Annotated in this window: 23 protein-coding genes and 1 pseudogene; 6 read left to right on the top strand and 18 right to left on the bottom strand. The window is 72.3% G+C overall.

Annotated features, from left to right (window positions below; translation table 11 throughout):
* Positions 1-77: 77 nt before the first annotated feature.
* Positions 78-1,763 carry an MFS transporter gene (locus tag PYS65_RS28725; RefSeq protein WP_279336845.1) on the bottom strand — a complete coding sequence of 562 codons (1,686 nt, stop codon included), beginning with the start codon at positions 1,761-1,763 and terminating at the stop codon, positions 78-80.
* 355 nt (positions 1,764-2,118) lie between these two features.
* Between PYS65_RS28725 and PYS65_RS28720 the strand changes: the two genes are divergently transcribed.
* Together PYS65_RS28720 and PYS65_RS28715 are read left to right on the top strand one after the other, a co-directional pair.
* Positions 2,119-3,429: a glycosyltransferase family 39 protein gene (locus tag PYS65_RS28720; protein WP_279336844.1), complete on the top strand. Its 1,311-nt coding sequence runs from the start codon at positions 2,119-2,121 to the stop codon at positions 3,427-3,429.
* Between the two features lie 247 nt (positions 3,430-3,676).
* On the top strand, positions 3,677-4,699 hold the full coding sequence (locus PYS65_RS28715; RefSeq protein ID WP_279336843.1) for a phosphatase PAP2 family protein: 1,023 nt from the start codon (positions 3,677-3,679) through the stop codon (positions 4,697-4,699).
* Positions 4,700-4,736: 37 nt separating this feature from the next.
* Here PYS65_RS28715 and PYS65_RS28710 read toward each other — a convergent pair whose 3' ends face one another.
* Positions 4,737-4,952, bottom strand: a complete 216-nt coding sequence (locus PYS65_RS28710; protein WP_279336842.1) for an I78 family peptidase inhibitor — start codon at positions 4,950-4,952, stop codon at positions 4,737-4,739.
* A gap of 684 nt (positions 4,953-5,636) precedes the next feature.
* On the bottom strand, positions 5,637-6,293 hold the full coding sequence (locus PYS65_RS28700) for a LysM peptidoglycan-binding domain-containing protein (RefSeq protein WP_279336841.1): 657 nt from the start codon (positions 6,291-6,293) through the stop codon (positions 5,637-5,639).
* Positions 6,294-6,732: 439 nt separating this feature from the next.
* On the opposite strand from PYS65_RS28700, the gene PYS65_RS28695 reads away from it, so the two are divergent.
* Complete coding sequence (locus PYS65_RS28695) at positions 6,733-7,557, top strand: hypothetical protein (protein ID WP_279336840.1); 825 nt, start codon at positions 6,733-6,735, stop codon at positions 7,555-7,557.
* Positions 7,558-7,696: 139 nt separating this feature from the next.
* Positions 7,697-8,119 carry a hypothetical protein gene (locus PYS65_RS28690; RefSeq protein ID WP_279336839.1) on the top strand — a complete coding sequence of 141 codons (423 nt, stop codon included), beginning with the start codon at positions 7,697-7,699 and terminating at the stop codon, positions 8,117-8,119.
* Between the two features lie 89 nt (positions 8,120-8,208).
* On the opposite strand, the gene der is transcribed toward PYS65_RS28690, so the two are convergent.
* The 5 genes from der to aroH all read right to left on the bottom strand — a co-directional run bounded on the left by der (position 8,209) and on the right by aroH (position 12,703).
* On the bottom strand, positions 8,209-9,687 hold the full coding sequence (der, locus tag PYS65_RS28685; RefSeq protein WP_279336838.1) for a ribosome biogenesis GTPase Der: 1,479 nt from the start codon (positions 9,685-9,687) through the stop codon (positions 8,209-8,211).
* A gap of 72 nt (positions 9,688-9,759) precedes the next feature.
* Complete coding sequence (locus PYS65_RS28680) at positions 9,760-10,407, bottom strand: lysophospholipid acyltransferase family protein (protein WP_279336837.1); 648 nt, start codon at positions 10,405-10,407, stop codon at positions 9,760-9,762.
* Complete coding sequence (cmk, locus tag PYS65_RS28675) at positions 10,404-11,084, bottom strand: (d)CMP kinase (protein ID WP_279336836.1); 681 nt, start codon at positions 11,082-11,084, stop codon at positions 10,404-10,406. The genes PYS65_RS28680 and cmk overlap by 4 nt, the downstream gene beginning before the upstream one ends.
* Before the next feature lie 174 nt (positions 11,085-11,258).
* On the bottom strand, positions 11,259-12,344 hold the full coding sequence (locus PYS65_RS28670) for a prephenate dehydrogenase (RefSeq protein WP_279336835.1): 1,086 nt from the start codon (positions 12,342-12,344) through the stop codon (positions 11,259-11,261).
* Positions 12,341-12,703 (bottom strand): chorismate mutase, encoded by a 363-nt coding sequence (gene aroH, locus PYS65_RS28665; protein ID WP_279336834.1) that lies wholly within the window; start codon positions 12,701-12,703, stop codon positions 12,341-12,343. Before aroH ends, PYS65_RS28670 begins: the two co-directional genes overlap by 4 nt.
* A 257-nt stretch (positions 12,704-12,960) precedes the next feature.
* Here aroH and PYS65_RS28660 point away from each other — a divergent pair, with 257 nt between their 5' ends.
* Together PYS65_RS28660 and PYS65_RS28655 are read left to right on the top strand one after the other, a co-directional pair.
* Entirely contained in the window at positions 12,961-13,344 is a 384-nt protein-coding gene (locus PYS65_RS28660) for a Rieske (2Fe-2S) protein (protein ID WP_279336833.1), read from the top strand.
* Positions 13,345-13,366: 22 nt separating this feature from the next.
* A pseudogene (locus tag PYS65_RS28655) lies at positions 13,367-14,108 on the top strand (nucleotidyltransferase domain-containing protein).
* Positions 14,109-14,334: 226 nt separating this feature from the next.
* Here the strand turns inward: PYS65_RS28655 and PYS65_RS28650 are convergent.
* From PYS65_RS28650 to PYS65_RS28605, 10 genes are all read right to left on the bottom strand, one after another.
* The gene (locus PYS65_RS28650) at positions 14,335-15,363 is read right to left on the bottom strand and encodes an ADP-ribosylglycohydrolase family protein (protein WP_279336832.1); all 1,029 of its coding nucleotides are present in this window, start codon (positions 15,361-15,363) and stop codon (positions 14,335-14,337) included.
* Positions 15,360-16,088, bottom strand: coding sequence for an NUDIX hydrolase (locus tag PYS65_RS28645; RefSeq protein WP_423836132.1), 729 nt, complete (start codon positions 16,086-16,088; stop codon positions 15,360-15,362). The genes PYS65_RS28650 and PYS65_RS28645 overlap by 4 nt, the downstream gene beginning before the upstream one ends.
* Before the next feature lie 54 nt (positions 16,089-16,142).
* Positions 16,143-17,192: a pseudouridine synthase gene (locus tag PYS65_RS28640; protein WP_279336831.1), complete on the bottom strand. Its 1,050-nt coding sequence runs from the start codon at positions 17,190-17,192 to the stop codon at positions 16,143-16,145.
* The gene (gene scpB, locus PYS65_RS28635) at positions 17,192-17,848 is read right to left on the bottom strand and encodes an SMC-Scp complex subunit ScpB (protein ID WP_279336830.1); all 657 of its coding nucleotides are present in this window, start codon (positions 17,846-17,848) and stop codon (positions 17,192-17,194) included. Before scpB ends, PYS65_RS28640 begins: the two co-directional genes overlap by 1 nt.
* Entirely contained in the window at positions 17,845-18,966 is a 1,122-nt protein-coding gene (locus PYS65_RS28630; protein ID WP_279336829.1) for a segregation and condensation protein A, read from the bottom strand. The genes scpB and PYS65_RS28630 overlap by 4 nt, the downstream gene beginning before the upstream one ends.
* Before the next feature lie 18 nt (positions 18,967-18,984).
* Positions 18,985-19,578: a hypothetical protein gene (locus PYS65_RS28625; protein ID WP_279336828.1), complete on the bottom strand. Its 594-nt coding sequence runs from the start codon at positions 19,576-19,578 to the stop codon at positions 18,985-18,987.
* A complete protein-coding gene (locus tag PYS65_RS28620) occupies positions 19,563-20,690 on the bottom strand; it encodes a ParA family protein (RefSeq protein ID WP_202280511.1) in 1,128 nt (375 codons plus the stop codon). The genes PYS65_RS28625 and PYS65_RS28620 overlap by 16 nt, the downstream gene beginning before the upstream one ends.
* Before the next feature lie 433 nt (positions 20,691-21,123).
* Positions 21,124-22,248, bottom strand: coding sequence for an alanine dehydrogenase (gene ald, locus PYS65_RS28615; protein ID WP_279336827.1), 1,125 nt, complete (start codon positions 22,246-22,248; stop codon positions 21,124-21,126).
* A 143-nt stretch (positions 22,249-22,391) separates the two neighbouring features.
* The gene (locus tag PYS65_RS28610) at positions 22,392-24,503 is read right to left on the bottom strand and encodes a tetratricopeptide repeat protein (RefSeq protein WP_279336826.1); all 2,112 of its coding nucleotides are present in this window, start codon (positions 24,501-24,503) and stop codon (positions 22,392-22,394) included.
* A 180-nt stretch (positions 24,504-24,683) separates the two neighbouring features.
* Entirely contained in the window at positions 24,684-25,310 is a 627-nt protein-coding gene (locus PYS65_RS28605) for an NUDIX domain-containing protein (protein WP_279336825.1), read from the bottom strand.
* Positions 25,311-25,346: the final 36 nt, after the last annotated feature.

Raw genomic sequence — 25,346 nt, 5'->3', positions numbered from 1 at the left:
TGCTAGTCACGGCTCGGACCGACCCGACGTTACGACGCGGTGCCGCGCACGTCCACCCGGCCCGGCGGCGGTGTGCCTCACACCGGGACGTGGGAGTCCGCGGCCGCTCGCGGGGCGGGCACGTCGACGGCTTTGCCCGATGCCTCCGAAAGTCCATCGGCGGGCACGTCCGTGGATGCCTCGGCCGGCACATCCGCGGGCGTTTCCCCTGCCGTCGCCGTCTCGCAGTGCATCGCCCGCGGCAGCCACAGCGCCATCGCGGCCCCGAGCAGCAGCAGGCCGGCGCTGACCAGCAGGGTCACATGCAGCCCGTGCACGAAGGCGTGGCGCGCCGCGTCCAGCAGGGCGGCTCCGGCGGGCCCGCCGAGTTGGGCGGCGACCTGGTGGGCCTCCCCCAGCGAGTGCCCCGCCGCCGTGGACGCCGACGCGGGCACCCCGGGAACACCGGTGAGGCCGGGCGCGTAGACGGCGTTCATGACGCTGCCGAGGAGCGCGATCCCGATGCCGGCGCCCAGTTGGTACGAGGTCTCGCCTATGGCTGCGGCCCCGCCCGCCTGTTCCGGGGGCGCTTCGCTCAGCATCGACTCGTACGCCCCGAACAGGGTGGTCTCCAGGCCGAAGCCGAGCAGGACGAATCCGCTCAGCAGCAGGGTGCGGTTGTCCTGCCCGCCCATCCCGGTCAGCAGCAGCACCGCGACGGCCGTCAGACAGAAGCCGAAGCAGACCATGCGGCGCGGCCCGAACCTGCGCAGCAGCCGCGCACCCGCCAGCCCCGCCGCCATCGCCGCGAACGTCAGCGGCAGCAGGCGCAGCCCGGTCTCCAGCGGGGACAGCCCCAGGACGAGCTGGAGGTACTGCGCGGCGATCAGCTCCAGGCCCACCAGGGCGAGCATCGCCAGCACGATGCAGCCCACCGACGTACTGAACGCCGGCCGGGCGAACATCCGCAGGTCGACCAGCGGGTGCGCGCGTCGCCGCTGCCTGCGGACGAAGACGGAGAGCAGGGCGGCGCCCGCGACCAGCGTCAGGGCGGTCCACACACCGCCGTCGGCGGCGGATGCGCCGCCGAGCCGCTTCACGCCCAGGACCACCGCGAACAGCCCGGCGGCGGCCATCAGCGCGCCCACCACGTCCCAGGGGCCGCTGCCCTCACCCTTCGACTCCGGCAGCAGGATCCGCCCCACCGGGAGGCTGACCAGCATCAGCGGAATGTTGATGAGGAAGACCGAGCCCCACCAGAAGTGCTCCAGCAGGAACCCGCCGAGCAGGGGGCCGACCGCCGCGCCGACCGCGGCGACCGCGCTCCAGACGCCGATGGCGAGCGCCCGCTCGCGCCGGTCCGGAAAGACCTGCCGCAGGATCGACAGCGTCGCGGGCATGATCATCGCGCCGCCGACGCCCAGCAGCACCCGCGCCGCGATCAGCACCTGCGCGTTGTCCGCGAGGGCCGCGATGCCGGAGGCGACGCCGAACAGGGCGTAGCCGAGCAGGAGTACGCGTCTGCGCCCGACCCGGTCGCCCAGGGTGCCGAACAGGATCAGCAGCGAGGCGCAGACCAGCGGGTAGGAGTCGACGATCCAGAGCAGTTCCATCCCGCCGGGCCTGAGGTCCTCCGTGACCGCGGGGACCGCCACGTGCAGCACGGTCGCGTCGACGGCCACGAGCAGCAGGCTGGTGCAGAGGACGACGAGCACCACCCAGCGGTTGGCACCGGCCCCGGCCGCCCTACGGCGCAGCGCGGCGGCCGTGGTCGTCCCGGACATGCACAGACCTCCCAGATGTTCCCTCGCGCTCGGCGGGCTCACGGGGCGGGGACTTCCCCGTGGCTCGGCCGGAGAGGAGCGGTGTGGCCTCCGGCCTGCGCAACGAACGGCGAGTGACACGTCAGAGTACGCGAGGGAACGGCGGTATCGAGTGGCGGACCTCTCACAGATTCGGCAGAAGCATGTGGCGTACACCACTTTTCTCCGGGCCGCCTCCGGTCGCTTCCGGCGCCTTCCGGTCGCCTCCCGGGCCCGTACGCCCTGCCGGGCCGCCCGTCCGGGTGGGCGGGCCCGCCCCGGAGGGCCGGGCGCTCCGCCGGACCGCCCCGCCCCGCGCCCGCCGATAATCGGGCCCGTGACCGATCTCGAGACGCGCGCCCTGCCGTTCCGCCCCGGCCCGCCGTCCTGTCCCGGCCCGCTGCGCCGGGCCGCGCCGGCGCTCCTCGGGTACGCGGCCGTGCGCGCCCTGGGTCTGGCCGTCCTGGTGCTGTGGAGCGAGGCGCGCGGCAAGAGCGCCTACACCCTGCTGACGGCCCGCTGGGACGCGCTCTGGTACACGCGGATCGCCGAGCTGGGGTACGGCTACGAGGTGCACCTCCCGAACGGGGACGTGCACTCGAACCTGGCCTTCTTCCCCCTGCTTCCCTGGCTGGAGCGGCTGCTGGCGGCGGTGTCCCCGCTGTCGTACGCCGACGGGGGCTTCGTCGTCGCCGTGCTGGCCTCGCTCGCCGCCGCCTGGGGGATCTTCGCGGTGGCGGACCACGTGTACGGGCCGCGGATCGGGGTGTGCGCGGTGCTGCTCTGGGCCGTGCTGCCGGTCGCTGTCGTCCAGTCGATGGCGTACAGCGAGTCCCTGTTCACGGCACTCGCCGCGTGGTCGTTGTACGCGGTGCTGACCGGGCGCTGGGTGGTGGCCGGGGGACTGGCGGGTCTGGCCGGTCTGACCCGCCCGGTGGGGCTGGCGGTGGTCGCGGCGGTCTGGGTGGCGGGCATCGCCTCCCTCGCGCACGGCCGTCGCCTCCCCGCAGGCTTCCGCTCGTTCGGGGGAAGCCTGCGGGCGGCAGCGGTGGGCGGCGCGCGCTCCGGGGAACGCGCCGCCCCGCACCAGGACACCCGGCGCGTTCCCGCACCCGAGGGCGCGCACGTGCCGCCGGGCGCCCCCGGCGTCCGCGTCCGCCGGGCGCTCGGCATGTTCCTCGCTCCGCTCGGCGCCGCCGGTTACGTTCTGTGGGTCGGCCACCGGACCGGGAAGGGGCCGTTCGGGTATCTCGATGTGCAGGCCGGATGGCGGAACGGGTTCGACGGGGGTTATGCCTTCGCCCGGTTCACCCTCGAGAAGTTCACGTCGTTTCCCTCGGCCCCGGCGGGGCTCGGACTGGTCCTCGGGGTCGGCCTGCTGGTGTGGCTGTACGTGATCTGTGTACGGCAGCGCCAGCCGCTCCCGCTGCTGGTGTACGCCGGTGTCGTCACCGCCCTCGCCCTGTGCGCGTCGAGCTACTTCGGTTCGAAGCCGCGTCTGCTCATGCCCGCCTTCCCGTTGCTGCTGCCCCTGGCGCAGGGCCTGGCCCGGCTGCGTACGCCCAGGTCGGCACTGGTGGTGGCGTCCGCCGCGGTGGCCTCGGCGGTCTACGGCGCCTTCTGGCTGAACGGTTCCGGTCCACCCTGAGCCGCTCCCGCCCCGCCCACCGGCGGTGAGCACCGGAGAAATTCCGCGCCATCCCCTGGTGAACGAATTCCCAAAGCGCGATAAATTCACGCCCCCGAATGATCAAAAGAATTGAGGGAAACATTGCCCGGGGATTGTCGATTCGCCAAGAATAAAGGTCACCTTGAGAGCGATCCCACATCACATCGTCATCACAAAGCCGCCGATTCGGCGGGACTGCGCGTTCACTCCCTGTAACGTCGATTGGGTGCGTACCGAACGTAAGCCCACCCGTCTGGACCGGGTGTTCGCGAGGCTGGACCGTGAGCCGGAACGACCGGCTCACATCGACATGCCCCGAATGAGCCGGCACCGGACGGTGCTCTTCGGCTCCACCCTGGCCTTCTACGTGGCGATCGTGTGGGCCGTCGTCATCACCTCCTGGCTGGTCCGGCTGGACTGGCGGGTGATGTTCTTCCGTCCCTACGAGCAGTGGGCACAGCTCCACGCCTTCGTCGACTACTACGTGGTGCTCGGCCAGCGCGGCCCGACCGCGGTGATGGTCGCCGCCTGGCTGGGCTGGCGCTCCTGGCGGCAGCACACGCTGCGCCCGCTGCTCGCGCTCGGAGTCTCCCTGCTGCTGCTCAACATCACCGTCGGTGCCGCGAAGTACGGCATGGGGCGCCTCGGACCGCACTACGCCACCGAGATCGGATCCAGCGAGATGTGGCTCGGCGGCAGCATATTTCCCAGCGGTCACACCGCCAACGCCGTGGTGACCTGGGGAATCCTGGCCTATCTGGCCTCCACTCCGAGAGCACGGCGCTGGCTGTCCGCCCTGTCCGCGGTGACCTCGCTCGGTGTCGGTCTGTCCACCGTCTACCTCGGCACCCACTGGCTGAGCGACGTACTGCTCGGCTGGGTGGCCGGCCTGCTGATCCTGCTGGCACTGCCCTGGTTCGAGCCGATGATCGCCCGTGCCGAGGACCGGATCTTCGACTGGCGCGACCGCTGGCGCGAGCGCCGGTCCGCGCGTCAGGGCCGTACGGTGCCCGTCGCCCCCCTGCCCGCCGCAGCGCCGGTCATGCTCAGGCCGCTCACCGACCGCGAGGACACCGCGGTCCCCGAGCCGGTCTCCGCGTCCCGTTCCGCCACCCGGTCACCCGTCTACCTGGCGCCCGGCCCGCACACGGGCCGGGCGGAGCGCACTCCGGTCACCCCGACGGGCAGCCGCCGCCCGTCGCACGGGGAACGCCATCCGCGCGGCAGCGCGCCGTCGGCCCGCCCCTGACGGACCACCCTGGGGGATTCCGGGGCGCCGCCGCGCCTCAGCCCTTCCAGGACCGCGCCACGCTGCCGTTGCGCACCTCGAAGTTCAGCCGTCCCACGAGGTACTCCATGGTGATGATCGCTCCCGGCGGCAGCGCCCGCACCGTCGACCAGCCGCGCTCGCGCGCGAGTCGCTCGGCGCGGTCCGCGGGCAGGCCCACATAGGCGTCCGGGCTGTCGTCGGGTTCCGCGGAGTGTGTCGGAAGGGGTGCCATACGGTCACGCTATGCCCTGCCCGGCGGACACGGAAGGCCCGGCCGGGAACACGCTCCGAGATCCCCCCAGGGTCACACTTCTGTCACAGGATCACGACAGGCGTTTATCCCCGCAACCATCACACGAATGGGTGGTTCGGCGCCTCTTCCGGGGGAAGTCGAGGAAAATTCCCGAGCCTCGCGCCGGGAGCATCGATAAACACGGCGGCGAGTTCGGGAAGGGACGTCCGGGACCTCATGCATTTCGCCGTCCGCATGCCCGCAAAGGCGTTACCACACAGAATGCTCGCGTTTCCCTCACATGGTCCGCCGTCTTCGCGGTCCCGACACGGGAACCGTGACCGCGGTCGATGCCACAGGGCTTGCAGGGCAGGTGAGGTACGTCGAAGCAGGTGCGGTTCGTGTCACCCCGGGAGATCCGGCCCGCGGCCGCGCTCCACGCGTGCGCGGTGATCGCCGAACAGCGACTCCCGGCCGCACTGCGCGACCGGCCCGCCTTCGTCCACGAACCGCACCGGGGTGCGGTGGTGTTCACCGGGGGAGACTGGGGGACCCAGCCGCCGGACCTGACGCCGGTTCCGACGCCGAAGGTCCCGTCCGGGCGGCCGAGTACCGGCAGCCGACCGGACGGGTCTCACCGCGGGTGACCGGGCCTCACCTGGGGCCCCGGTTCGCCCGGGCGGTTCAGAGCGCGAGACGCTGCCCGGGCATGATCAGGTCGGGGTCGCCGCCGATGACGTCCTTGTTGGCGGCGTACAGCCGCTGCCAGGTGGTCCCGTGCCGGCCGGCGATGTCGCTCAGCGTGTCGCCCTCGCGGACGGTGTGGTAGTCGCCGGACGAGCCCTGCTCCGCGCCGCCCGACGGCTGCGCCGGCGCCTGCGACGGCTTCGCCGGGTCCTTCCCCGCGGGCGCCGGTCCGACGGCGGGTGCGTTCCCGGTCGCCCCGGCGCGTACCGAGCAGGTGGGCCAGGCGCCCCATCCCTGGGCCTGCTGGACCTTGGTGGCGACAGCGATCTGCTGGGACTTGGTGGCCTGGTCTGCGGTCGGCGCATAAGCCGTGCCCCCGAACGCGTGCCAGGTGGAGGCGGTGAACTGCAGCCCGCCGTAGTGGCCGTTGCCGGTGTTCGTGTGCCAGTTGCCGCCGCTCTCGCACTGCGCGATGCGGTCCCACACTCCGCTGTCCGCCGCCGTGGCGTCGCCGGTCCCGGCCAGCAGCCCGAGGGGCGCGAGCAGCACCGCGCCGGCCAGTACCGCCGCCGTACGGGGCTTCTGAGCCTTTCGCGCGCCGTCGTGGGCATCGTCGTGGTTGTTGTCGCGGATGTTGCCGGCACATTCGAACATGTAGCTCCCTCTCCAAGGACTCGGGGTCCCCCAAGGCGGAGCGCCGCCACCACGTCACGAGACGCCGCGTGTCAACGCCCGAACCGGCAGGATCAAGCAACTCCCCGTCCTCCCAGGCCAGTTCACCTTTACCCTAAGTAGCGTCAGCTTCCGGACACCCACTTTATTCCCCTATTTCCTGATTTACCGATCGACACGCCGGACGTTCCGTGAGCCACTCCGTCCGGGCAACGCCGTTGACTTCGAGGGCAGTTGCCGACGAGTGTCCGATTCCGTGCCGGAAGTGACCGGGTGCGCCAGATGGTTCGATTCCGTTCGCTCCGGGGCGTGACTCCCCCCGCAGATCACCCGTTGTCTTCTGTATGAGCCGGGGACCCGCCCGGACCACGGGCCGGGAGCCCCCGGCCTCGCCACGCACCGCATCCCGAGGGAGCCACCCGTGCCGCGCATGCTCGACGTCAGCGACGAGGTACGCGCCGAGATCGGCGACGAAGAAGCCGACCGCCTGCTCGCCGGAGATTCCGCCCCGGGCGGCTACGACTGCACCTCCTGCCGCACCCCGGGCGACCCGGAGCAGGAGCGCACCAGCACAGTCCTGTTCATCGGGGAGGAGACCGCCGTCCTCGCCTTCGCCCATTCCACCTGCCTGCCCTCGCAGGTCGTCCAGGTCACCGAGGAGCAGCTCCAGGGAGCCGTGCGGTCCATCGGCGGAAACGACACCGCACCCGCACCCGCCGTCCAGGCCGCACACGTCCCACCGGGACACATCGCACCGGAGCAGGCCGTGCCGGAGCAGGCCGTGCTCGGCGTGACCAGCGGACTGGTCCTGATCGCCGGGGAACTGCACCCGGCCCTGGTCGTCGAGCCGACCGCGCCGGTCGCGCGGCCCGGTTCGCTCGCGCCCGGCGACGACTTCCTGCCGCTGCTCATCGAGCAGGGCTTCGTCCCCGTGACCGAACTGTCCACCACACCGCCCGTGCTGCACGGCTGGTCGGTACTGCTGGCCGTGGGCCAGCTGCACGCGGTGCTCCAGCCGAACCCGAACGGCGGACAGCCGGTGGCCTGGTGGCAGGCGCACCAGCCGCTCCAGGTCACCGAGGGCTGGCGAACGGCCGCCAACAAGCACCAGCAGGTGCTGCTGTTCGCGGCCCCGGTCGGCTCGATCGGCCGTCAGCCGCGCGAGGACCTGCTGCGCGACGCCCTGGACCGGGCGGCGGCGAACGGGAGGCTGGTCGCGGCGGCACTGCCGCTGGCCGGCCTCTGACCGGCCTCTGCCCGGCGAAGGAAGCCGACCACCGGACGGCCGGCGGGAGCCGGCCGTCCGACGACGGCCGACCGGTCGGTGACCGGCGAAAACCCCGTGTGGGCCGCATCCCTCGCCGGGCGGGGTCGTTGGGAGATACGTGCACGCATACGACGCTCCCCGCCGCCAGGCCTTCCCGTTGGTCCCCGCCCCGGTGCGGTCTGCTCAGGACTCCACGAGCGGCCCTTCGGCCACGCCGATCTACGACGCGCTCTACGCCGAGTACGTGAAGTCCTTCCGCTCACTGCCGGGCGACCGCAGCGGCGAGGACAAACTGGGCTTCACCGCTTTCGGAAGCATCCCGCACAGAACGAGCCCGTCCGCCGGTACGGACTCGTCCGTCGGCCACGGTTCGGGGACCTTCGGCGGGTCGTACGGCGCCTACGGCGCGGGGGCGGGCGGCGCCCGGCAGACCGCCGGGCAGCAGCCGCAGTGGCAGCAGGTCGCAGCGGTCGGCCGGCACGCCATCGGGAGGCCCCACGTACCGGCGGCGCTGCCCCCGGCCCCGCGCCGGGAGAGCTGACCGAGGGCCACCGGGGCCGCCTACGGCACGCAGGGTGAAGGGGGGCGGTCCCGATCGGGACCGCCCCCTTCACCCTGCGTGCCGTCGGGTCACTTCTTCTTGCCGCGCTTCTCGCGTACCCGCACCGAGAGGTGGATCGGCGTGCCCTCGAAGCCGAACTCCTCGCGCAGCCGGCGCTCGATGAACCGACGGTAACCCGCCTCGATGAAGCCGGAGGCGAACAGGACGAACCGCGGCGGCTTGGTGCCGGCCTGTGTGCCGAACAGGATGCGCGGCTGCTTGCCGCCCCGCACGGGGTGCGGATGGGAGGCGACCAGCTCGCCGAGGAAGGCGTTCAGCCTGCCCGTCGGGACGCGGGTCTCCCAGCCCGCCAGGGCCGTCTCGATCGCCGGGACCAGCTTCTCCATGTGGCGTCCGGTGTGGGCCGACACGTTCACCCGCGGCGCCCACGTCACCTGGCCGAGCTCGGTCTCGATCTCCCGCTCCAGGTAGTAGCGGCGCTCCTCGTCGAGGGTGTCCCACTTGTTGAAGGCCAGGACGAGCGCCCGCCCCGCCTCGACGGCCATGGTGACGATGCGCTGGTCCTGCACCGAGATGGAGTCGGCGGCGTCGAGCAGGACGACGGCCACCTCGGCCTTCTCGACGGCGGCGGCGGTACGCAGCGAGGCGTAGTAGTCGGCGCCCTGCTGCAGGTGGACGCGCTTGCGGATGCCCGCGGTGTCGACGAACTTCCAGGTCTTGCCACCCAGCTGGATCAGCTCGTCGACCGGGTCGCGGGTGGTGCCGGCGATCTCGTTGACGACGACACGCTCCTCACCGGCGACCTTGTTCAGCAGCGAGGACTTGCCGACGTTCGGGCGGCCGATCAGGGCGACCCGGCGAGGGCCGCCGACCGCCGTGCCGAAGGTCTGCGCGGGTGCCTGCGGCAGCGCCTCCAGGACCTGGTCCAGCATGTCGCCGGTGCCGCGGCCGTGCAGGGCCGAGACGGGGTGCGGCTCGCCCAGGCCCAGGGACCACAGGTAGGAGGCGTCGGACTCGCCGCTCTGGCCGTCCACCTTGTTGGCACACAGGACCACCGGCTTGCCCGCCTTGCGCAGCAGCCGGACGACGGCCTCGTCGGTGTCGGTCGCGCCGACCTTGGCGTCCACCACGAACACCACGGCGTCGGCCGCCTCGATCGCGTACTCGGCCTGCGCCGCCACGGAGGCGTCGATACCGAGGACGTCCTGCTCCCAGCCGCCGGTGTCGACGACCTTGAAGCGGCGGCCGGCCCACTCGGCCTCGTAGGTGACGCGGTCGCGGGTGACGCCGGGCTTGTCCTCGACGACGGCCTCGCGGCGGCCGATGATGCGGTTCACCAGAGTCGACTTGCCGACATTGGGGCGTCCGACGACGGCGAGCACGGGCAGCGGACCGTGTCCGGCGGCCTCGATGGCGCCCTCGACGTCCTCGAGGTCGAAGCCCTCCTCCGCGGCGAGCTCCATGAACTCCGCGAACTCGGCGTCACCGAGCGCCCCGTGATCGTGCTCGTGCTCGGCCGAGCCGTCGGGCTGGATGTGGTCGTTCATGAAGTCCGTACCTCGTTGTCCGTCGTGGTCGGTGGAATGCCCGGTTCCGGGTGATCCACTACTCAGTTTCGCCTAGCGCCCGGTGAGGCGTCTGGCGTTTTCCAGGTGCGCGGTGAGCTGCTTCTGGATCCGCTCGGTCGCCGCGTCCAGCGCCTTGCGGGTACGGCGGCCGTCGCCGCCGCTCGCGTCGAACGGGTCTCCGAAGACCACGTCGACACGGGAGCGCAGCGGGGGCAGCCCCTTTATCAACCGTCCGCCCCGCCCGGAACTTCCCAGCACGGCGACGGGCACGATCGGCGCGCCGCCGCGTACGGCGAAGTACGCGAGCCCCGCGCGCAGCGAGGCGAAGTCGCCCTCGCCCCGGGTGCCCTCGGGGAAGATGCCGAGGACGCCGCCCTCCCGCAGGACGCCGAGTGCCCGGGAGACCGCCGTGCGGTCGGTGGTGTCCCGGTCCACCTTCACCTGGCCGATGCCGGTCAGGAACGGGTCGAGCGGTCCGACGAACGCCTCCTTCTTGATCAGGAAGTGCGTCGGCCGGGGCGACACGCCCATGACCATCGGTCCGTCGATGTTGTGGGAGTGATTCACCGCGAGCACCACCGGACCGGCTGCGGGCACCCGCCAGGCGCCCAGCACGCGCGGCTTCCACAGCCCGTACATCAGGCCGACGCCGATCCGCCGCCCCACCTCGGCACCCCGCGCCGACGGAAGTCCGGTCACCGTCCGGCTCGCTTCTCCTCGACGAGGGTGACGACGCACTCGATGACCTGCTTCAGCGTCAGGTCGGTGGTGTCCACCTCGACCGCGTCGTCCGCCTTGGCCAGCGGGGAGGTCTTGCGGCTGGAGTCGGCCGCGTCCCGCTTGATCAGGGCCTCGCGGGTGGTGTGCAGGTCGGCGCCCTTCAGCTCACCGCTGCGGCGGGCGGCGCGCGCCTCCGGGGAGGCGGTGAGGAAGATCTTCAGGTCGGCGTCGGGCAGCACGGTGGTCCCGATGTCGCGGCCCTCGACGACGATGCCGGTCACCGCGGAGCCGGCGATCGTGCGCTGCAGTTCGGTGATCCGGGAACGCACCTCGGGGACCGCGCTGACGGCGCTGACCCTGGAGGTGACGTCCTGCTCGCGGATCGGACCGGCCACGTCGACACCGTCGACCGTTATGGTCGGTCCCGACGGGTCGGTGCCGGAGACGATCTCGGGCTTGCCGGCCACGGCGGCGATCGCGGAGGGGTCGGCGATGTCGATGCTGTTGGTGACCATCCACCACGTGATCGCCCGGTACTGGGCCCCGGTGTCCAGGTAGCTCAGGCCGAGCTGTGCCGCCACGGCCTTCGACGTGCTCGACTTGCCCGTGCCGGACGGACCGTCGATGGCGACGATCACTGGCGTGGCGCTTTCCACAGTGGGGACCTTCCTGGACCTGGCTGACGGGGAGCGGGGCGTGACCGCCCTGCACAAGGTTACTGGGTGTAGGTCCCCCGATCGGCCCTACCCGCTCCCGGCTGCGCGCAGGGCCCCGGAACCGGCACGGGCGCTGTCGCAGGACGCCGTCGCCCGCCCGCTGTCCGGCGGGGCTCACTGGCGGATCGCCCAGCCCCGCTCCCGGAGTGCCGCGGTGAGCACCGGGGCCGCGTCGGGTTCCACCATGAGCTGCATCAGACCGGTCTGCTGCCCGGTCGCGTGCTCGATGCGCACGTCCTCGATGTTGACGCCCGCCCGTCCCGCGTCGGCGAAGATGCGGGCCAGCTGGCCCGGCTGGTCGTCGATGAGCACCGCCACGACCTCGTAGACGCGCGGCGCGGAGCCGTGCTTGCCGGGGACCCGGATCCGGCCGGCGTTGCCGCGGCGCAGCACGCCCTCGACGCCGGTGCTGCCCTCGCGGCGCTTGTCCTCGTCGGAGGACTGCAGTGCGCGCAGGGACCGCACCGTCTCCTCCAGGTCGGTGGCGACGTCGGTGAGCAGGTCGGCGACCGGTCCGGGATTCGCGGAGAGGATGTCGATCCACATCCGGGGGTCCGAGCCGGCGATCCGGGTCACGTCCCGGATGCCCTGCCCGCACAGCCGTACGGCGGCCTCCTCGGCGTGTTCCAGGCGTGCGGCGACCATGCTGGACACCAGGTGCGGCATGTGGGAGACGAGGGCCACGGCACGGTCGTGGGCGTCGGCGTCCATGACGACCGGTACGGCCCTGCAGTGCGAGACCAGTTCGAGGACGAGGTTCAGCACCTCGGTGTCGGTGTCCCGGGTGGGGGTGAGCACCCACGGGCGGCCCTCGAAGAGATCCGCGCCGGCGGCCAGCGGGCCGGACTTCTCCCGGCCGGACATGGGGTGGGTACCGATGTACGCCGACAGGTCGAGCCCCCGCTCCTCGAGTTCGCGGCGCGGACCGCCCTTCACACTGGCGACGTCGATGTAGCCGCGCGCCGCCCCACGGCTCATGGCCTCGGCGAGGACTCCGGCCACATGGGCGGGCGGGGCGGCGACGATCGCCAGGTCCACCGGGCCCGCCGGCTCCCGGTCGGTGCCTGCGCCGAGCGCGGCGGCCGTACGGGCCTGCTCCGGGTCGTGGTCGACGAGGTGGACGACGACGCCCCGCCGGGACAGGGCGAGGGCGGCGGACGTGCCGATCAGCCCGGTGCCGATGACGAGTGCGGTTCTCACTGGGCGATGTCCTTGCGCAGGGCCGCCGCGGCACCGAGGTACACATGGGCGATGTCGGCACGCGGCAGATCGGACTCGATGTGCGCGAGGATGCGGACGACGCGGGGCATGGCGCCCTCGACGTCCAGTTCCTGGGCGCAGATCAGGGGGACGTCGACGATGCCGAGCCTGCGGGCGGCAGCGGCCGGGAAATCGGAGTGCAGGTCGGGCGTGGCCGTGAACCAGATGCTGATCAGGTCGTCCGCGGCCAGACCGTTGCGCTGCAGGACAGCAGTGAGCAGGGCTCCGACCTGCTCCTCCATGTGACCGGACTCGTCCCGCTCGAGTTGGACGGCGCCCCGGACCGCTCGTACCGCCACGACGATGCTCCTTGCTGGTGCGCTGATGTACGGGGGTGCCGGCGTGTTCACTCACCGGCCCGCCGACGTGGGTGTCGGTCGTCCAGCCTAGTCAGAACGGGCGCGGCCGGTGTCCGGTGCCCGCCCGCCGAGACGGACGGCGTGTCCGGTGCCAGACTGCTGGGGCCCTCTCCGCCTCGCCCGCGGTCCTTCCTCTCCCCCGGAGCGACGACACGTCCACTCCCACGACACGGCGCACGGTCCTTCTCGCGACAGGTGTGACGGCACCGGCCGTCGGCTGCGGCGGGGGCGGGAACGGCGAGGGTTCCTCGCCGGACACCGCCACGGACACCGCTCCGCCCAGCGCGTCCGCAGGCCGGGAACCGGCCTCGACCGGCGACATCCCGGGGGGCCGAGGGGTGATCCTCAAGGAGGAGAAGATCGTGGTGACGCAGCCGGAGCGGGGCGGCTTCAATGCCTTCTCGGCGATCTGCACCCACCAGCACTGCCTCCTGGCGGACGTCTCGGACGGCACCGTCGACTGCGCCTGCCACGGCAGCCGGTTCCGGGTCACCGACGGCTCGGTGGACCGGGGCCCGGCGACCAGTCCGCTGCCTGCGGAGCAGATCACGGTGGAGGGAAATTCGATTCGCCTGGCGTGAGCCACCGCCTACGCTCCCGGTCATGCGCCCCGAGCACCTGGTCCGCGACCACACCGTCTACGCCTGCGTCATGGGGTCGCGTGCCTTCGGTCTGGCCACGGAGGGCAGCGACACCGACCGCCGGGGCGTCTTCCTCGCCCCCACTCCCCTGTTCTGGCGCTTCGAGAAGCCGCCGACCCATGTCGAGGGACCGGCCGAGGAGCAGTTCAGCTGGGAGCTGGAGCGCTTCTGCGAGCTGGCCCTGCGGGCCAACCCCAACATCCTGGAGTGCCTGCACTCGCCGCTCGTGGAGCACGCCGACGGCACCGGGCGCGAACTGCTCGCCTTGCGCGGTGCTTTCCTCTCCCGCCAGGTCCACGAGACGTTCACCCTCCCCCACGCTCGGCTTCGCTCGCGCGGGCGGTGCCCCCATCGCCCACAACCAGCGCCGCAAACTGGAGGCCGACGTCCGCGTCCACGGGGCGCCCCGGTGGAAGCACGCGATGCATCTGCTCCGTCTGCTGGCCTCCGCCCGCGACGTGCTGCGCACGGGCACCCTCACGATCGACGTGGGCGAGGAGCGCGCGTCGCTGCTCGCGGTGAAGCGGGGCGAGGTCGCCTGGTCCGAGGTCGAGGCACGGATGACGCGTCTGGAGCGGGAGGCCGGGGAGGCCGTCCGGCACAGCCCGCTCCCCGCGGAACCGGACCGTCGGCGGGTGGAGGACTTCCTCATCCGCACCCGCCACGCCTCGGTCCTCCGGGCGGATCGGTACCTGTCCGGCTGATCATGCCGCAGACGCGGGGGCCGGTACGCCCTCCCCCGAGCTCTCCGAACAGGGGACCCCCACCGCGTTGACTCCTCCCCCACTCTCGGCTTCGCCCGAGCGGGAGGGGCCCATGAACGGGAAGGCCCCCCATGAGCGGGAGGGGCCCCATCGTCCCCCGCTCACCCGCTCACCCGCACTGACAAAGCGCCGTCGGTTTCCTGCGGCATGGTCCGCCGGACAGACCCTAGGGCCGGGCGTCCCAGAGGGTGCCGAGTGCCAGCAGTTCCTCGCGGTACTCGATGTGGTCCGCCCACTCGGCGGGCCAGGCGTCCGCGCCCAGGTGGGCACCGGCGAAGGCGCCCGCCAGGCAGGCGATCGAGTCGGAGTCGCCCGCGGTGCAGGCGGCGCGGCGCAGGGCGGTGAGCGGTTCGTCGACGAAGAGCAGGAAGCAGAGCAGGCCGGTCGCCAGGGCCTCCTCCGCGATCCAGCCCTCCCCCGTCGCCAGGCACGGGTCGGTCTCGGGCGAGACGGTGCGCACGGCGTGCTGGAGGCGTTCCAGGATGTCCAGGCACTCGTCCCAGCCGCGGGTGATGAAGTGCTCGGGGGTGGGGTCCTGGGCGCGGGTCCACAGGTCGCCGAGCCAGAACTCGTGGTAGTGGGTGCGGTTCTCGTAGGCGTGGGAACGCAACAGGCCGATCAGGCCGGTGGGTTCGGCGCCCTGGGCGAGCAGTCGTACGGCGTGGGCGGTGAGGTCGGAGGCGGCGAGCGCGGTCGGGTGCCCATGGGTGAGGGCTGCCTGCAACTGGGCGGCGCCCGCGCGCTGTTCGTCGGTCAGACCGGGGGCCAGGCCGATGGGGGCGACCCGCATGTTGGCGCCGCAGCCCTTGGAGCCGACCTGGGAGGCGTCCTGCCAGGGCCGGTCCTCGCCGGCCAGCAGGTGGCAGGCCTTGAGGCAGGTGTTGCCGGGGGCACGGTTGTTCTCGGGCGAGCGGTACCACTCCACGAACTCCTCGCGTACCGGACGCTCCAGCCGCTTCGGGGTGAGCACGCCCCGGTCCATCGCCGTCCGCAGGCCCCTGCCCAGAGCGAGGGTCATCTGGGTGTCGTCGGTGACGATCGCCGGCTTCGGCAGGTCCGTCCCCCGCCAGGGACCGAACTTGGCAAGGATCGACGGGACGTCGTTGAACTCGGTCGGGAAGCCCAGCGCGTCCCCCAGGGCGAGTCCGGTGAGCGCGCCTGTGGCGGCGCGCTTGGTGACGGTGGTCGTGGTCATGCGGGACGTCCTTCCGGAGTCGGCCGGAGCAGTGGTGGGTGGAGGATGGCGGCGGTGCCCGCGCGGTACAGCGCGGCGGGTTTGCCCCGGCCGCCGGTGAGGCGCGCGGCGCCCGGGACGGCCTCGACGAAGCCCGGGGTGGCGAGCACCTTGCGCCGGAAGTTGGGCCGGTCGAGCGCGGTGCCCCACACGGTCTCGTAGACCTGTCGCAGCTCCCCGAGGGTGAACTCGGACGGGCAGAAGGCGGTGGCGAGGCAGGTGTACTCGAGTTTGGCGCCGACGCGGTCCCGGGCGTCGGCCAGGATCCGGTCGTGGTCGAAGGCCAGCTCGCGCGCACAGTCGTACGGCGTCCAGCGGGCCTGTGCCGCGTCGCTGCCGCCGTGCGCCTCGGGAGCGTGGGGCAGCAGCGCGGCGAAGGCCACGGACACCACGCGCATCCGCGGGTCCCGACCGGGTTCGCTGTAGGTCCGCAGCTGCTCCAGATGCAGCCCGGACACGTCCGTCAGCCCGGTCTCCTCGCCCAGCTCGCGTCGCGCGGCGCTCTCCGCGGACTCGTCCGGCCGGACGAAGCCTCCCGGCAGCGCCCACCGGCCGGCGTACGGCTCCTGGCCGCGTTCGACGAGCAGTACGTGCAGCGCGCCCCCGCGGATCGTGAACACGGCGAGGTCGACGGTGACGGCGAAAGGTTCGAAGGCGTACTTGTCGTAGCCGTCCAACACCCGCACCCCCTTTTATAGTCAACTCGACTATAAAAGGGGGTGCGGTCCGGCGGCAAGCCCCTAGAGCTCGACCTCCTGCATCAGCATGCCGACCTCGGTGTTCGACAGCCGGCGCAGCCAGCCCGACTTCTGGTCGCCCAGGGCGATCGGCCCGAACGCCGTGCGCACCAGCCTGTCGACCGGGAAGCCGGCCTCCGCGAGCATGCGGCGCACGATGTGCTTGCGGCCCTCGTGCAGGGTCACCTCGACGAGGTAGTTCTTGCCGGTCTGCTCGACGATGCGGAAGTGGTCCGCGCGCGCGTAACCGTCCTCCAGCTGGATGCCGTCCTTCAGCCGCTTGCCCAGGTCGCGCGGGACCGGTCCGACGATGTGCGCGAGGTAGGTCTTCTTCACCCCGTACCTCGGGTGGGTCAGCCGGTGTGCCAGCTCACCGTGGTTGGTGAGCAGGATGACGCCCTCGGTCTCGGTGTCGAGCCGGCCGACGTGGAACAGCCTGGTCTCCCGGTTGGTGACGTAGTCGCCGAGGCACTGACGCCCCTCGGGGTCCTCCATGGTGGAGACGACACCGGCCGGCTTGTTCAGCGAGAAGAACTGGTAGGACTGGGTGGCGACGGTCAGCCCGTCCACCTTGACCTCGTCCCTCTCGGGGTCGACCCGGCGGCCCTGCTCCAGCACGATCTCGCCGTTGACCTCGACCCGCGCCTGCTCGATCAGCTCCTCGCAGGCGCGCCGGGAGCCGTACCCCGCGCGGGCGAGCACCTTCTGCAGCCGCTCGCCCTCCTGCTCGGCCCCCGGGAAGGTCTTCGGGGGCTTCACGTCCGCCTTGCCCGCGTACCGGTCGCGGTTGCGCTCCTCGATCCGCGTCTCGTACTCGCGCGAACGCCCGGGGACGGTACGACCACCCCGGCCACCGCTCTTCTGGGACGGCGGCTTGGCGCCTCCGCGGCCGGACTTGGGGCCTTCCTTGACGCCTCCGGGGCCCGCCTCGTAGCGGCGCTCCTCGGGGCGGGGCTTACCGGGGCGGCCCTGCCCCTGCCTCTGGTCCCTGTTGCCGCCGGCACCGCGGGGGTTACCGCGTCCGCCGCTCTTGCCGCTGCCGCTGCTTCGCATCACAATTCCGTGTTCGTAGGGGGACCGTCGTCCGGGTCCGGAGCGTCCGGATCGAACGACGGTACGGCTTCCTGGGTCTCGGCCTCGATCGCCTCCGCCTCCGGGAGGAAGGGCGCGAGCTCCGGGAGCTCGTCCAGACCGCGCAGGCCCATCCGCTCCAGGAAGTAGTTCGTCGTCGTGTACAGGATCGCACCTGTTTCGGGTTCCGTGCCCGCCTCCTCGACCAGACCGCGCTGCAGCAGGGTGCGCATGACCCCGTCACAGTTCACTCCGCGTACGGCGGAGACCCGGCTGCGGCTGACCGGCTGGCGGTAGGCGACCACGGCGAGGGTCTCCAGGGCGGCCTGGGTGAGCCGGGCCTGCTGGCCGTCCAGGACGAAGCCCTCGACGGCCGCGGCGTACTCGGGGCGGCTGTAGAAACGCCAGCCGCCGGCGATGAGCCGCAGCTCGAAGCCGCGCCCCTGGGCGGTGTACTCGTCGGCCAACGCGCGCAGGGCGTCCGCGACCTGGTGTCTCGGCCGTTCCAGTGTCTTGGCCAGGTGCTCCTCGGTCACGGGCTCGTCCACGACCATGAGGACCGCCTCCAGGGCGGGTGTGAGGTCGAGGTCCGCGACGGTGCGCAGCCCCGCGGGAACGTCGGTCGTGTCCTCGCTCACGCCTTCTCCTCCTTCTTCGGCTGTCCCTCCGACCGCTCCTCCGACTGCTCCTCCGGCTCCCTCGGCGGCTCGGGCGGCCGGTCGAACTCGTCGGTGACGGTGGGGGTGACGTCCCCGTCACCGCCGGTCCAGCGCACGGTCAGCTCGGCGAGCGCGGTCTCCTGCTCGAGGGCGACGGCCTTCTCCCGGTACAGCTCCAGGAGCGCGAGGAACCGGGCGACGATGGTCAACGTGTCGTCGGTGTCCTCGATCAGCTCCCGGAAACCGGCCTCGCCGAGTTCCTTCAGCCGCGCGACGACGATCCCGGCCTGCTCCTGCACGCTGACCAGCGGCGCGTGGATGTGGTCGACGTAGACCTGCGGTGTGGGCTTGGGCTGCATCGCCTTGACGGCGAGCCGGGCGAACCCCTCCGCGCCGATGTTGATGACGACCTCGGGCAGCAGCTCGGCGTGGTGCGGCTCGAGCCCCACGGTCCGGGGGTGGCGCCGGGCCTCGTCGTCGAGCCGCCCGCTGAAGATCTCCGCGATCCGTTTGTACGCCCGGTACTGGAGCAAGCGGGCGAACAGCAGGTCCCGGGCCTCCAGCAGGGCGAGGTCCGCCTCGTCCTCCACTTCGGCGGCGGGCAGCAGGCGTGCCGCCTTGAGATCGAGCAGGGTGGCCGCCACCACCAGGAACTCGGTCGTCTCGTCCAGGTCCCAGTCCGGTCCCAGCGCCCGGATGTACGCCATGAACTCGTCGGTCACCCTGGACAGCGCGACCTCGGTGACGTCCAGCTTGTGCTTCGAGATCAGCTGAAGCAGCAGGTCGAACGGTCCCTCGAAGTTCGACAGCCGGACCTTGAACCTGCCGTCGCCCTCCTCGGCGCCCTCGGCCGCCTCAGGAGTCCCAGGTACCGATCCGGGAGACCGCCCGACGTCCGGTACATCCGGTACGTCCTGCGGGGCCGCCGGAACCGGAGCCCGGTCCTCGGTGGCGGGCACGGTCCCCGGTCCCGGCCCCTCGGCCCCCGCCTCCGCGGGCGGTGTCACCGGCGGCGCGGCCCCCGGCCCCCGCCCCAGCGCGCGCCGGCGGCCGGGCCGCGGGCCGTGGCCGGTGGCGGGGGTGTCGTTCGAGGTCATGGCCTCCGCAGGCTACCGCTACCGTCCGCGCAGGCGCCGCACGAGGATGCTGGCGTCTCCGCGGGACTCCAGGTCGGCGAGGACCACGGCGACCGCCTCGCGGACGATCCGGCCCCGGTCGACGGCCAGTCCGTGCTCGCCCCGGAGCACCAGACGGGCGTGCTCGAGGTCCATCAGCTCCTCGGCGGACACGTACACCGTGATCTTCTCGTCGTGCCGCTCACGTCCACTGGGCCGTCGCGCCGCCGCTCTCGCGCGCTTGCGCGGGGCCCCCTCGGCGGCCGTACCGGCGGAACCGGCCGAACCCGCCGCTCCCTGCGGCACCCCCCGCCGTCGCACGGGGCGCTCCTGCGCGGCGCGGCTGCGGGACTCGCCGGCTTCGGCCGGCTCGGGCTCCGTGGCGACGTGCTCGGCACCCTCGCCGTCGCCACCCTGCGCGGGCACCGACTGCGGCGTGTCGTCCTGGGCCGCGGCCGCGCCGCCCTCCCCCGCGGGAGCGGGGACCCGGGCCTCGCCGCCCGCCTGGCGCCTCGGCGTGGACGCCTGGAGCGCCGTCCCCCCTGTCGTACGGAAGAGTTCGTCGGCCCCCGGCAGACTCACTCGGCGTGACACCGGGCGAGCACCTCCCTGGCAAGCTGGCGATAGGCGGCGGCACCGACGGAGTTGGACGCGTACGTGGTGATCGGCTCACCGGCGACGGTCGTCTCCGGGAAGCGGACCGTACGCCCGATGACCGTGTGGTAGACGTGGTCGTCGAACGCCTCGACGACGCGCGCGAGCACCTCACGGCTGTGCACCGTGCGCGAGTCGTACATCGTGGCGAGGATCCCGTCGAGCTCCAGCTCGGGGTTGAGCCGTTCCTGGACCTTCTCGATGGTCTCGGTGAGCAGCGCCACGCCGCGCAGGGCGAAGAACTCGCACTCCAGGGGCACGATCACCTTGTGTGCCGCCGTCAGCGCGTTGACCGTGAGCAGGCCGAGCGAGGGCTGGCAGTCGATCACGATGTAGTCGTAGTCGTCCATGAGCGGCTTCAGCGCGCGCTGCAGCGTCGACTCGCGGGCGACCTCGGAGACGAGCTGGACCTCGGCCGCCGACAGGTCGATGTTGCTGGGCAGCAGGTCCATGTTGGGGACCGCCGTCTTCAGCAGCACCTCGTCGGCCGCCATGCCCCGCTCCATGAGCAGGTTGTAGACGGTGAGGTCGAGCTCCATCGGGTTGACGCCGAGTCCGACCGACAGCGCGCCCTGCGGGTCGAAGTCGACGAGCAGCACCCGGCGGCCGTACTCGGCGAGCGCGGCACCCAGGTTGATGGTCGACGTCGTCTTGCCGACGCCGCCCTTCTGGTTGCACATCGCGATGATCTTCGCGGGGCCGTGGTCGGTCAGCGGGCCCGGGATCGGGAAGTACGGCAGCGGACGGCCGGTCGGGCCGACGCGCTCGCGGCGCTGGCGGGCAGCGTCGGGCGCGAGGGTGGCCGCGTACTCGGGATCCGGCTCGTACTCGGCGTCGGGGTCGTAGAAATGCCCCTCGGGCAGTTCGTCGTAGTCGGCGAGTTGGTTGTGGGGCGCGCCACTTCCGTCGCCGGCCATGGCGTTCACGTGATGGCCATCCATGCTCGGGTGTGCAGTGAGAGTCGCCTGCTGACTCTGTTGGGCTGCGAAGGTGTGCACGGCGACGGAGCCGACAGCAGCGAACCCCGCGGGACCCCGGTCCCGTGCAGGCATTCCTGGTTGACCACCCCCGGGAGTAAATGTCGACTCATTCACAAGTCGTCTTACCTCCTTGGTGACCAGGAAACTTCTAGACAGGTCAGCGTGGCATCATGCCGACGGTTGGCGACTCTATGGCGTGTCGGCGGTCCGCAGCAACACAATCCGCCGGACCCGGCCCGATGTGTCGACAATGAAACATCCCTCTGTCAAGGGCGTACGACCGTCGCACAGCAGGTTCCACCGGTGTGCGAATCGGTGGAAGCGTTACGTTCGAGGTGAGTTGTCCTGGATCCGTGAAGTGACCATACACACATCTCGCCGGACCTGTCGGGCAAGGCCGGGCCGAGTCGGCCGCGTTGATGAAACTGGTTGACGTATCGCCTTTGCGGGTCGGTGACTTGGTCGACTTGGCGCCCGGAGGTCACCTTCCCCGCCTCCCCCGGGTTCAGTCGAGCAGCGCGGCGACTTCCACGTGGTCCAGGCCGTGGGCTTCGGCGACCTCCCGGTACACGACCTTGCCGTCATGCGTGTTGAGGCCCCTGGCGAGCGCGGAGTCGTGGCGCAGCGCCTCCACCCAGCCGCGGTCGGCGAGTTCGACGACGTAGGGCAGCGTGGCGTTGGTGAGGGCGTAGGTGGAGGTGTTGGGCACCGCTCCGGGCATGTTGGCGACGCAGTAGAAGACCGATTCGTGGACCGTGAACGTCGGCTCGGCGTGTGTGGTCGGGCGGGAGTCCTCGAAGCAGCCGCCCTGGTCGATCGCGATGTCGACAAGGACACTCCCGGTCTTCATCCGTGAGACGAGGTCGTTGGTGACCAGCTTCGGCGCCCTGGCGCCGGGGATCAGCACCGCGCCGATCACCAGATCGGCCTCCAGGCAGGCCTTCTCCAGCTGGAAGGCGTTGGAGACGACGGTCTGGATCCTCGCACCGAAGGCCCGGTCGGCCTCACGGAGCTTGTTGATGTCCTTGTCCAGCAGGGTCACGTGGAACCCCATGCCGACGGCGATCTGCGCGGCGCTCCAGCCGGAGACCCCTCCGCCGATGACGACGGCCCGGGCGGCCTGCACCCCGGGGACACCGCCGGGCAGCACGCCGCGGCCGCCCTCGGCCCGCATCAGGTGGTAGGCGCCGACCTGGGCGGACAGCCGACCCGCGACCTCGGACATGGGCGCGAGCAGCGGCAGCACGCGGCCGGGCAGCTCGACGGTCTCGTAGGCGATCGCGGTGGTGCCGGACGCCAGCAGCGCGTCCGTGCACTCCCTGGAGGCGGCCAGGTGCAGGTAGGTGAAGAGCGTCTGGCCCTTGCGCAGCCGGTGGTACTCCGCGGCGACCGGCTCCTTGACCTTCAGCAGCAGGTCGGCGGCGGCCCAGACCTCGTCGGCGGTGTCCAGTATCTGCCCTCCCGCGGCGATGTACTCACCGTCCGGGATCGAGGAGCCGACGCCTGCGCCGCGCTCGATGACGACCTGGTGACCGTGGCGCACCAGTTCGTGCACGCCGGCGGGGGTGATGGCCACCCGGAACTCGTTGTTCTTGACCTCGCGGGGGATGCCGACCTTCACATCGATCACGGTCCTCGGTTAGCAGAGTGATGCGCAGATATGAAGTATCACTACCCGTACCCGGCACCCGCGCGCGCACCGGGAGACCGCTGGAGACAGCACCGCGGCACCATCTCGACGAAGGCTGTGCCGCCGCCCAACCTCGCAAAGCATCAGCCTTCCGCAGGAGCGGCACGACTTTCGCAGGCGTCGCCCCCTTGTTCCGGTTGTCCTGGTCGTCCCGGTTGTTCCGGGTCGATGCCGGATGCCCGGGACGCCTCGGCCTCCTCCCGCAGCATCCCCTCGGCCGTCTCCCGGTGCAGCGCGGCCGACGCGGGGTCGCCGAGGTGCTCGAAGGTGTCGGCGAGCCGCAGGTGCAGCGCCGCCTGCAGCCGGGTGTCCTCGGCCCGCCGGGCCCACTCCACCGCCTCCCGGCAGGTGCGCAGCGAATCCTCGGGCCGGCCCGCGTACTCCTGGACCCGGGCCAGTTCGCTCAGCGCCCGCGCCTGGGCGGTCACCTCGCCGCTCTTGCGGTACCCGGCGACCGCCGCCCGCCAGTTCCGCAGCGCCTCGCCGTAGCGGCCGACGTAGGTGTGGGCGGCGGCGATCCTGCCGTAGAGGCGGGCGGCGTCCGCGCGCTCGTCCCGGGCGAGCCGCTCGGCGAGGGCCCGCCCGAACCAGTCGGCGGCCCGGTCGAAGTCCCCGAGCTCCAGATGGGCGCCTCCCACGGATTCCATCGCGCGGCCGGTCGCGTACGGGTCGTTCGCCGCGCGTCCGGCGTCCAGCGCGGCCCGGTAGCGCGCCAGCGCGTCGGCCGTGCGGCCGGTCCGGGCGTCGAGGTCGCCGAGGTTCAGCAGGGCCGCGGCCTTCTCGCGGGGCAGTTCCCGGCGCTCGGCCACGTCGAGGACCAGGTGGTGGATGCCGTACAGGTCGCTCGCGGCGGCCTGGGTGCCGAAGTGGGCCACCATGGCACGCACCAGCTGCGACATCAGGCGGCGGGCCAGGGTGTCCAGCGTCCCGTCGGCGACCGCGAGCCGGGCCGAGGCCAGCAGGGCGGGCCGGCGGGCCCGCAGCCAGTCGGCGGCGGCCCGGGGGGTGGCGAAGCGCAGGGAGCGCGGCATCCCGAGCAGTCTCTCGCGTGCCCGGGGGCTGTCGGTCTCGGTGATGGCCCTGCACGACTGGAGCAGCCGCACGGTCCGCTCCAGCATGCGGGCGCGGGCCAGCTGGAGCTCCCCGGGCCGTTCGTGGGTCTCGGCGAGAGCGCGCAGCAGGGGGTGCAGGCAGCGGGGCACCTCGTACTGCGGCAGCGACGATCCCGCCGGGTGCAGCAGGCCCACGGAGACGAAGCCGTCCAGGGTGGAGCGTGCGCTGCCCACCGAGCAGCCGGCGAGCGCGGAGGCGGTGTGCGGGTCGACCAGGCCGGCCGGGGCCAGGCTCAGCAGGCGCAGGGTCCGGGCGGCGGGCGCGGGCAGTTCGGCGTGCACGAGGTGGAGGACCCGGCCGACCGCGGTGCCCGCGCTGCCGACGGTGCCGTTGTCGGGGTCGGCGTGCAGCTGCCGGGCGAGGTCGGCGACGGCGGCCTGGGGCCGGGCGGCGAGCCAGCCGCCGGCCAGGACCAGGGCGGCCGGCTGCCCCTGGCACTGCTCGGCCAGGCTCTCAGCGGCCCGGGGGTCGACGGTGATGCGGACCGAGCCGGTGGACCGGGACAGCAGTTCCACGGCGGACTTGGTGTCGAGACCGCCGAGGGTGCACGGGCGGACGTCGGAGATGCCGGTCAGCGGCCCCTCCGAGACGGCGACCACCAGGCAGTCGGGGTTGTCCGGCAGCAGGGCGTCGACCTGCTCGGCGTCGGCCGCGTCGTCCAGCAGGAGCAGCGTCCGGCGGCCGTCGAGGGCGGTCCGCAGCGCCTCGACGAGATCGTCCTCGGCGGCGCCGGCCGGGGCGGGCACGTCGAGCGCGTCGAGCAGTTCGCGCGCGGAGCGCTCGACCGGCACGCGCGTGCCGTCGGTTTCGCGCAGCCGGGCGCGCAGCACTCCGTCGGGGTACCGGTCGGCGACCTGGCGGACGAGTTCCTCGCCGAGAGCCGTGCGGCCCGAGCCCGGCCGACCGGCGATGAGCAGCACGCGCGCGCGGGGAGCCTTGCGGCCGGAGAGGGTGTCCAGTCCCGCGCGCTCGATGTCGGCGCGCAGTTCCTTCAGCTCCCTGGTACGGCCCAGGAACCGGTCACCCGCGGTAACGCCCTGGGAGAGCCGTGCACCGTCCGTGTCCACCGCCTGATCCGTCACGGGCCACACTCCCGTCCCACCGCACGCGCAAGCCCGCCGGGACTCCGGATCGGGCGTTTTCCAGAGCCTAGTTCACGCTCTGCTACGTTCCGTGTGGAGCGCGGCGAATGCGTCCCCCGATCGGATCAGCCGATGGTCACATCGCAAGGGGCCGGGCGGGTCAGGCCTCGCCGGGGCCGCTCAGGCCTCGAACGGGCGCGCCGGCCACGGCGCCTCGGCGGGGCGCAGCGCGTCGAGCCCGTCCCCGCTCCGTGCGGCGACGAGCGAGAGGACGCCCACCACCAGGCAGTTGTTGTGCAGTTCACCGGCCAGCACCTTGCGGACCAGGTCCGCGGCGGGCACCCGGGCCAGTTCCATGTCGGCCTCTTCGTCCTCGACCTCGAAACGGTCGCCCTCGGCCTCGGACAGCCCGCGGGCCAGGAAGATCCGTACGGCCTCGTCGCAGCCGCCGGGGGTGGTGTAGACGTCGGTCAGCACCCGCCAGTCCTCGGCCTTGACGTGCGCCTCCTCGTAGAGCTCCCGCTGGGCGGCGCGCAGCGGGTTCTCGCCGGGTACGTCGAGCAGACCGGCCGGGATCTCCCACAGCTTGTGGCGCACGGGGTGGCGGTACTGGCGCAGGACCAGGACACGGTCGGCGTCGTCGAGGGCGAGGACGGCCACGGAGCCCGGGTGGACCTGGTAGTCGCGATGGGCCACGGTCCCGTCGGGCATGACCACGTCGTCGGTGCGGACGGAGGTCTTGTTGCCGACGAAGGGGGTCCGGGTCTCCCGGACCTCCCACTCCGCCGGGGTGTCCTTGATCGTCATGCCCGTCCTTCCCGACGTACAGGGGTCGTGCGATTG

Source organism: Streptomyces cathayae (assembly GCF_029760955.1).
Classification (GTDB): domain Bacteria; phylum Actinomycetota; class Actinomycetes; order Streptomycetales; family Streptomycetaceae; genus Streptomyces; species Streptomyces cathayae.
The sequence above is the reverse complement of the archived record's forward strand: the minus strand, read 5'-3'. Positions and strand labels throughout refer to the sequence as shown.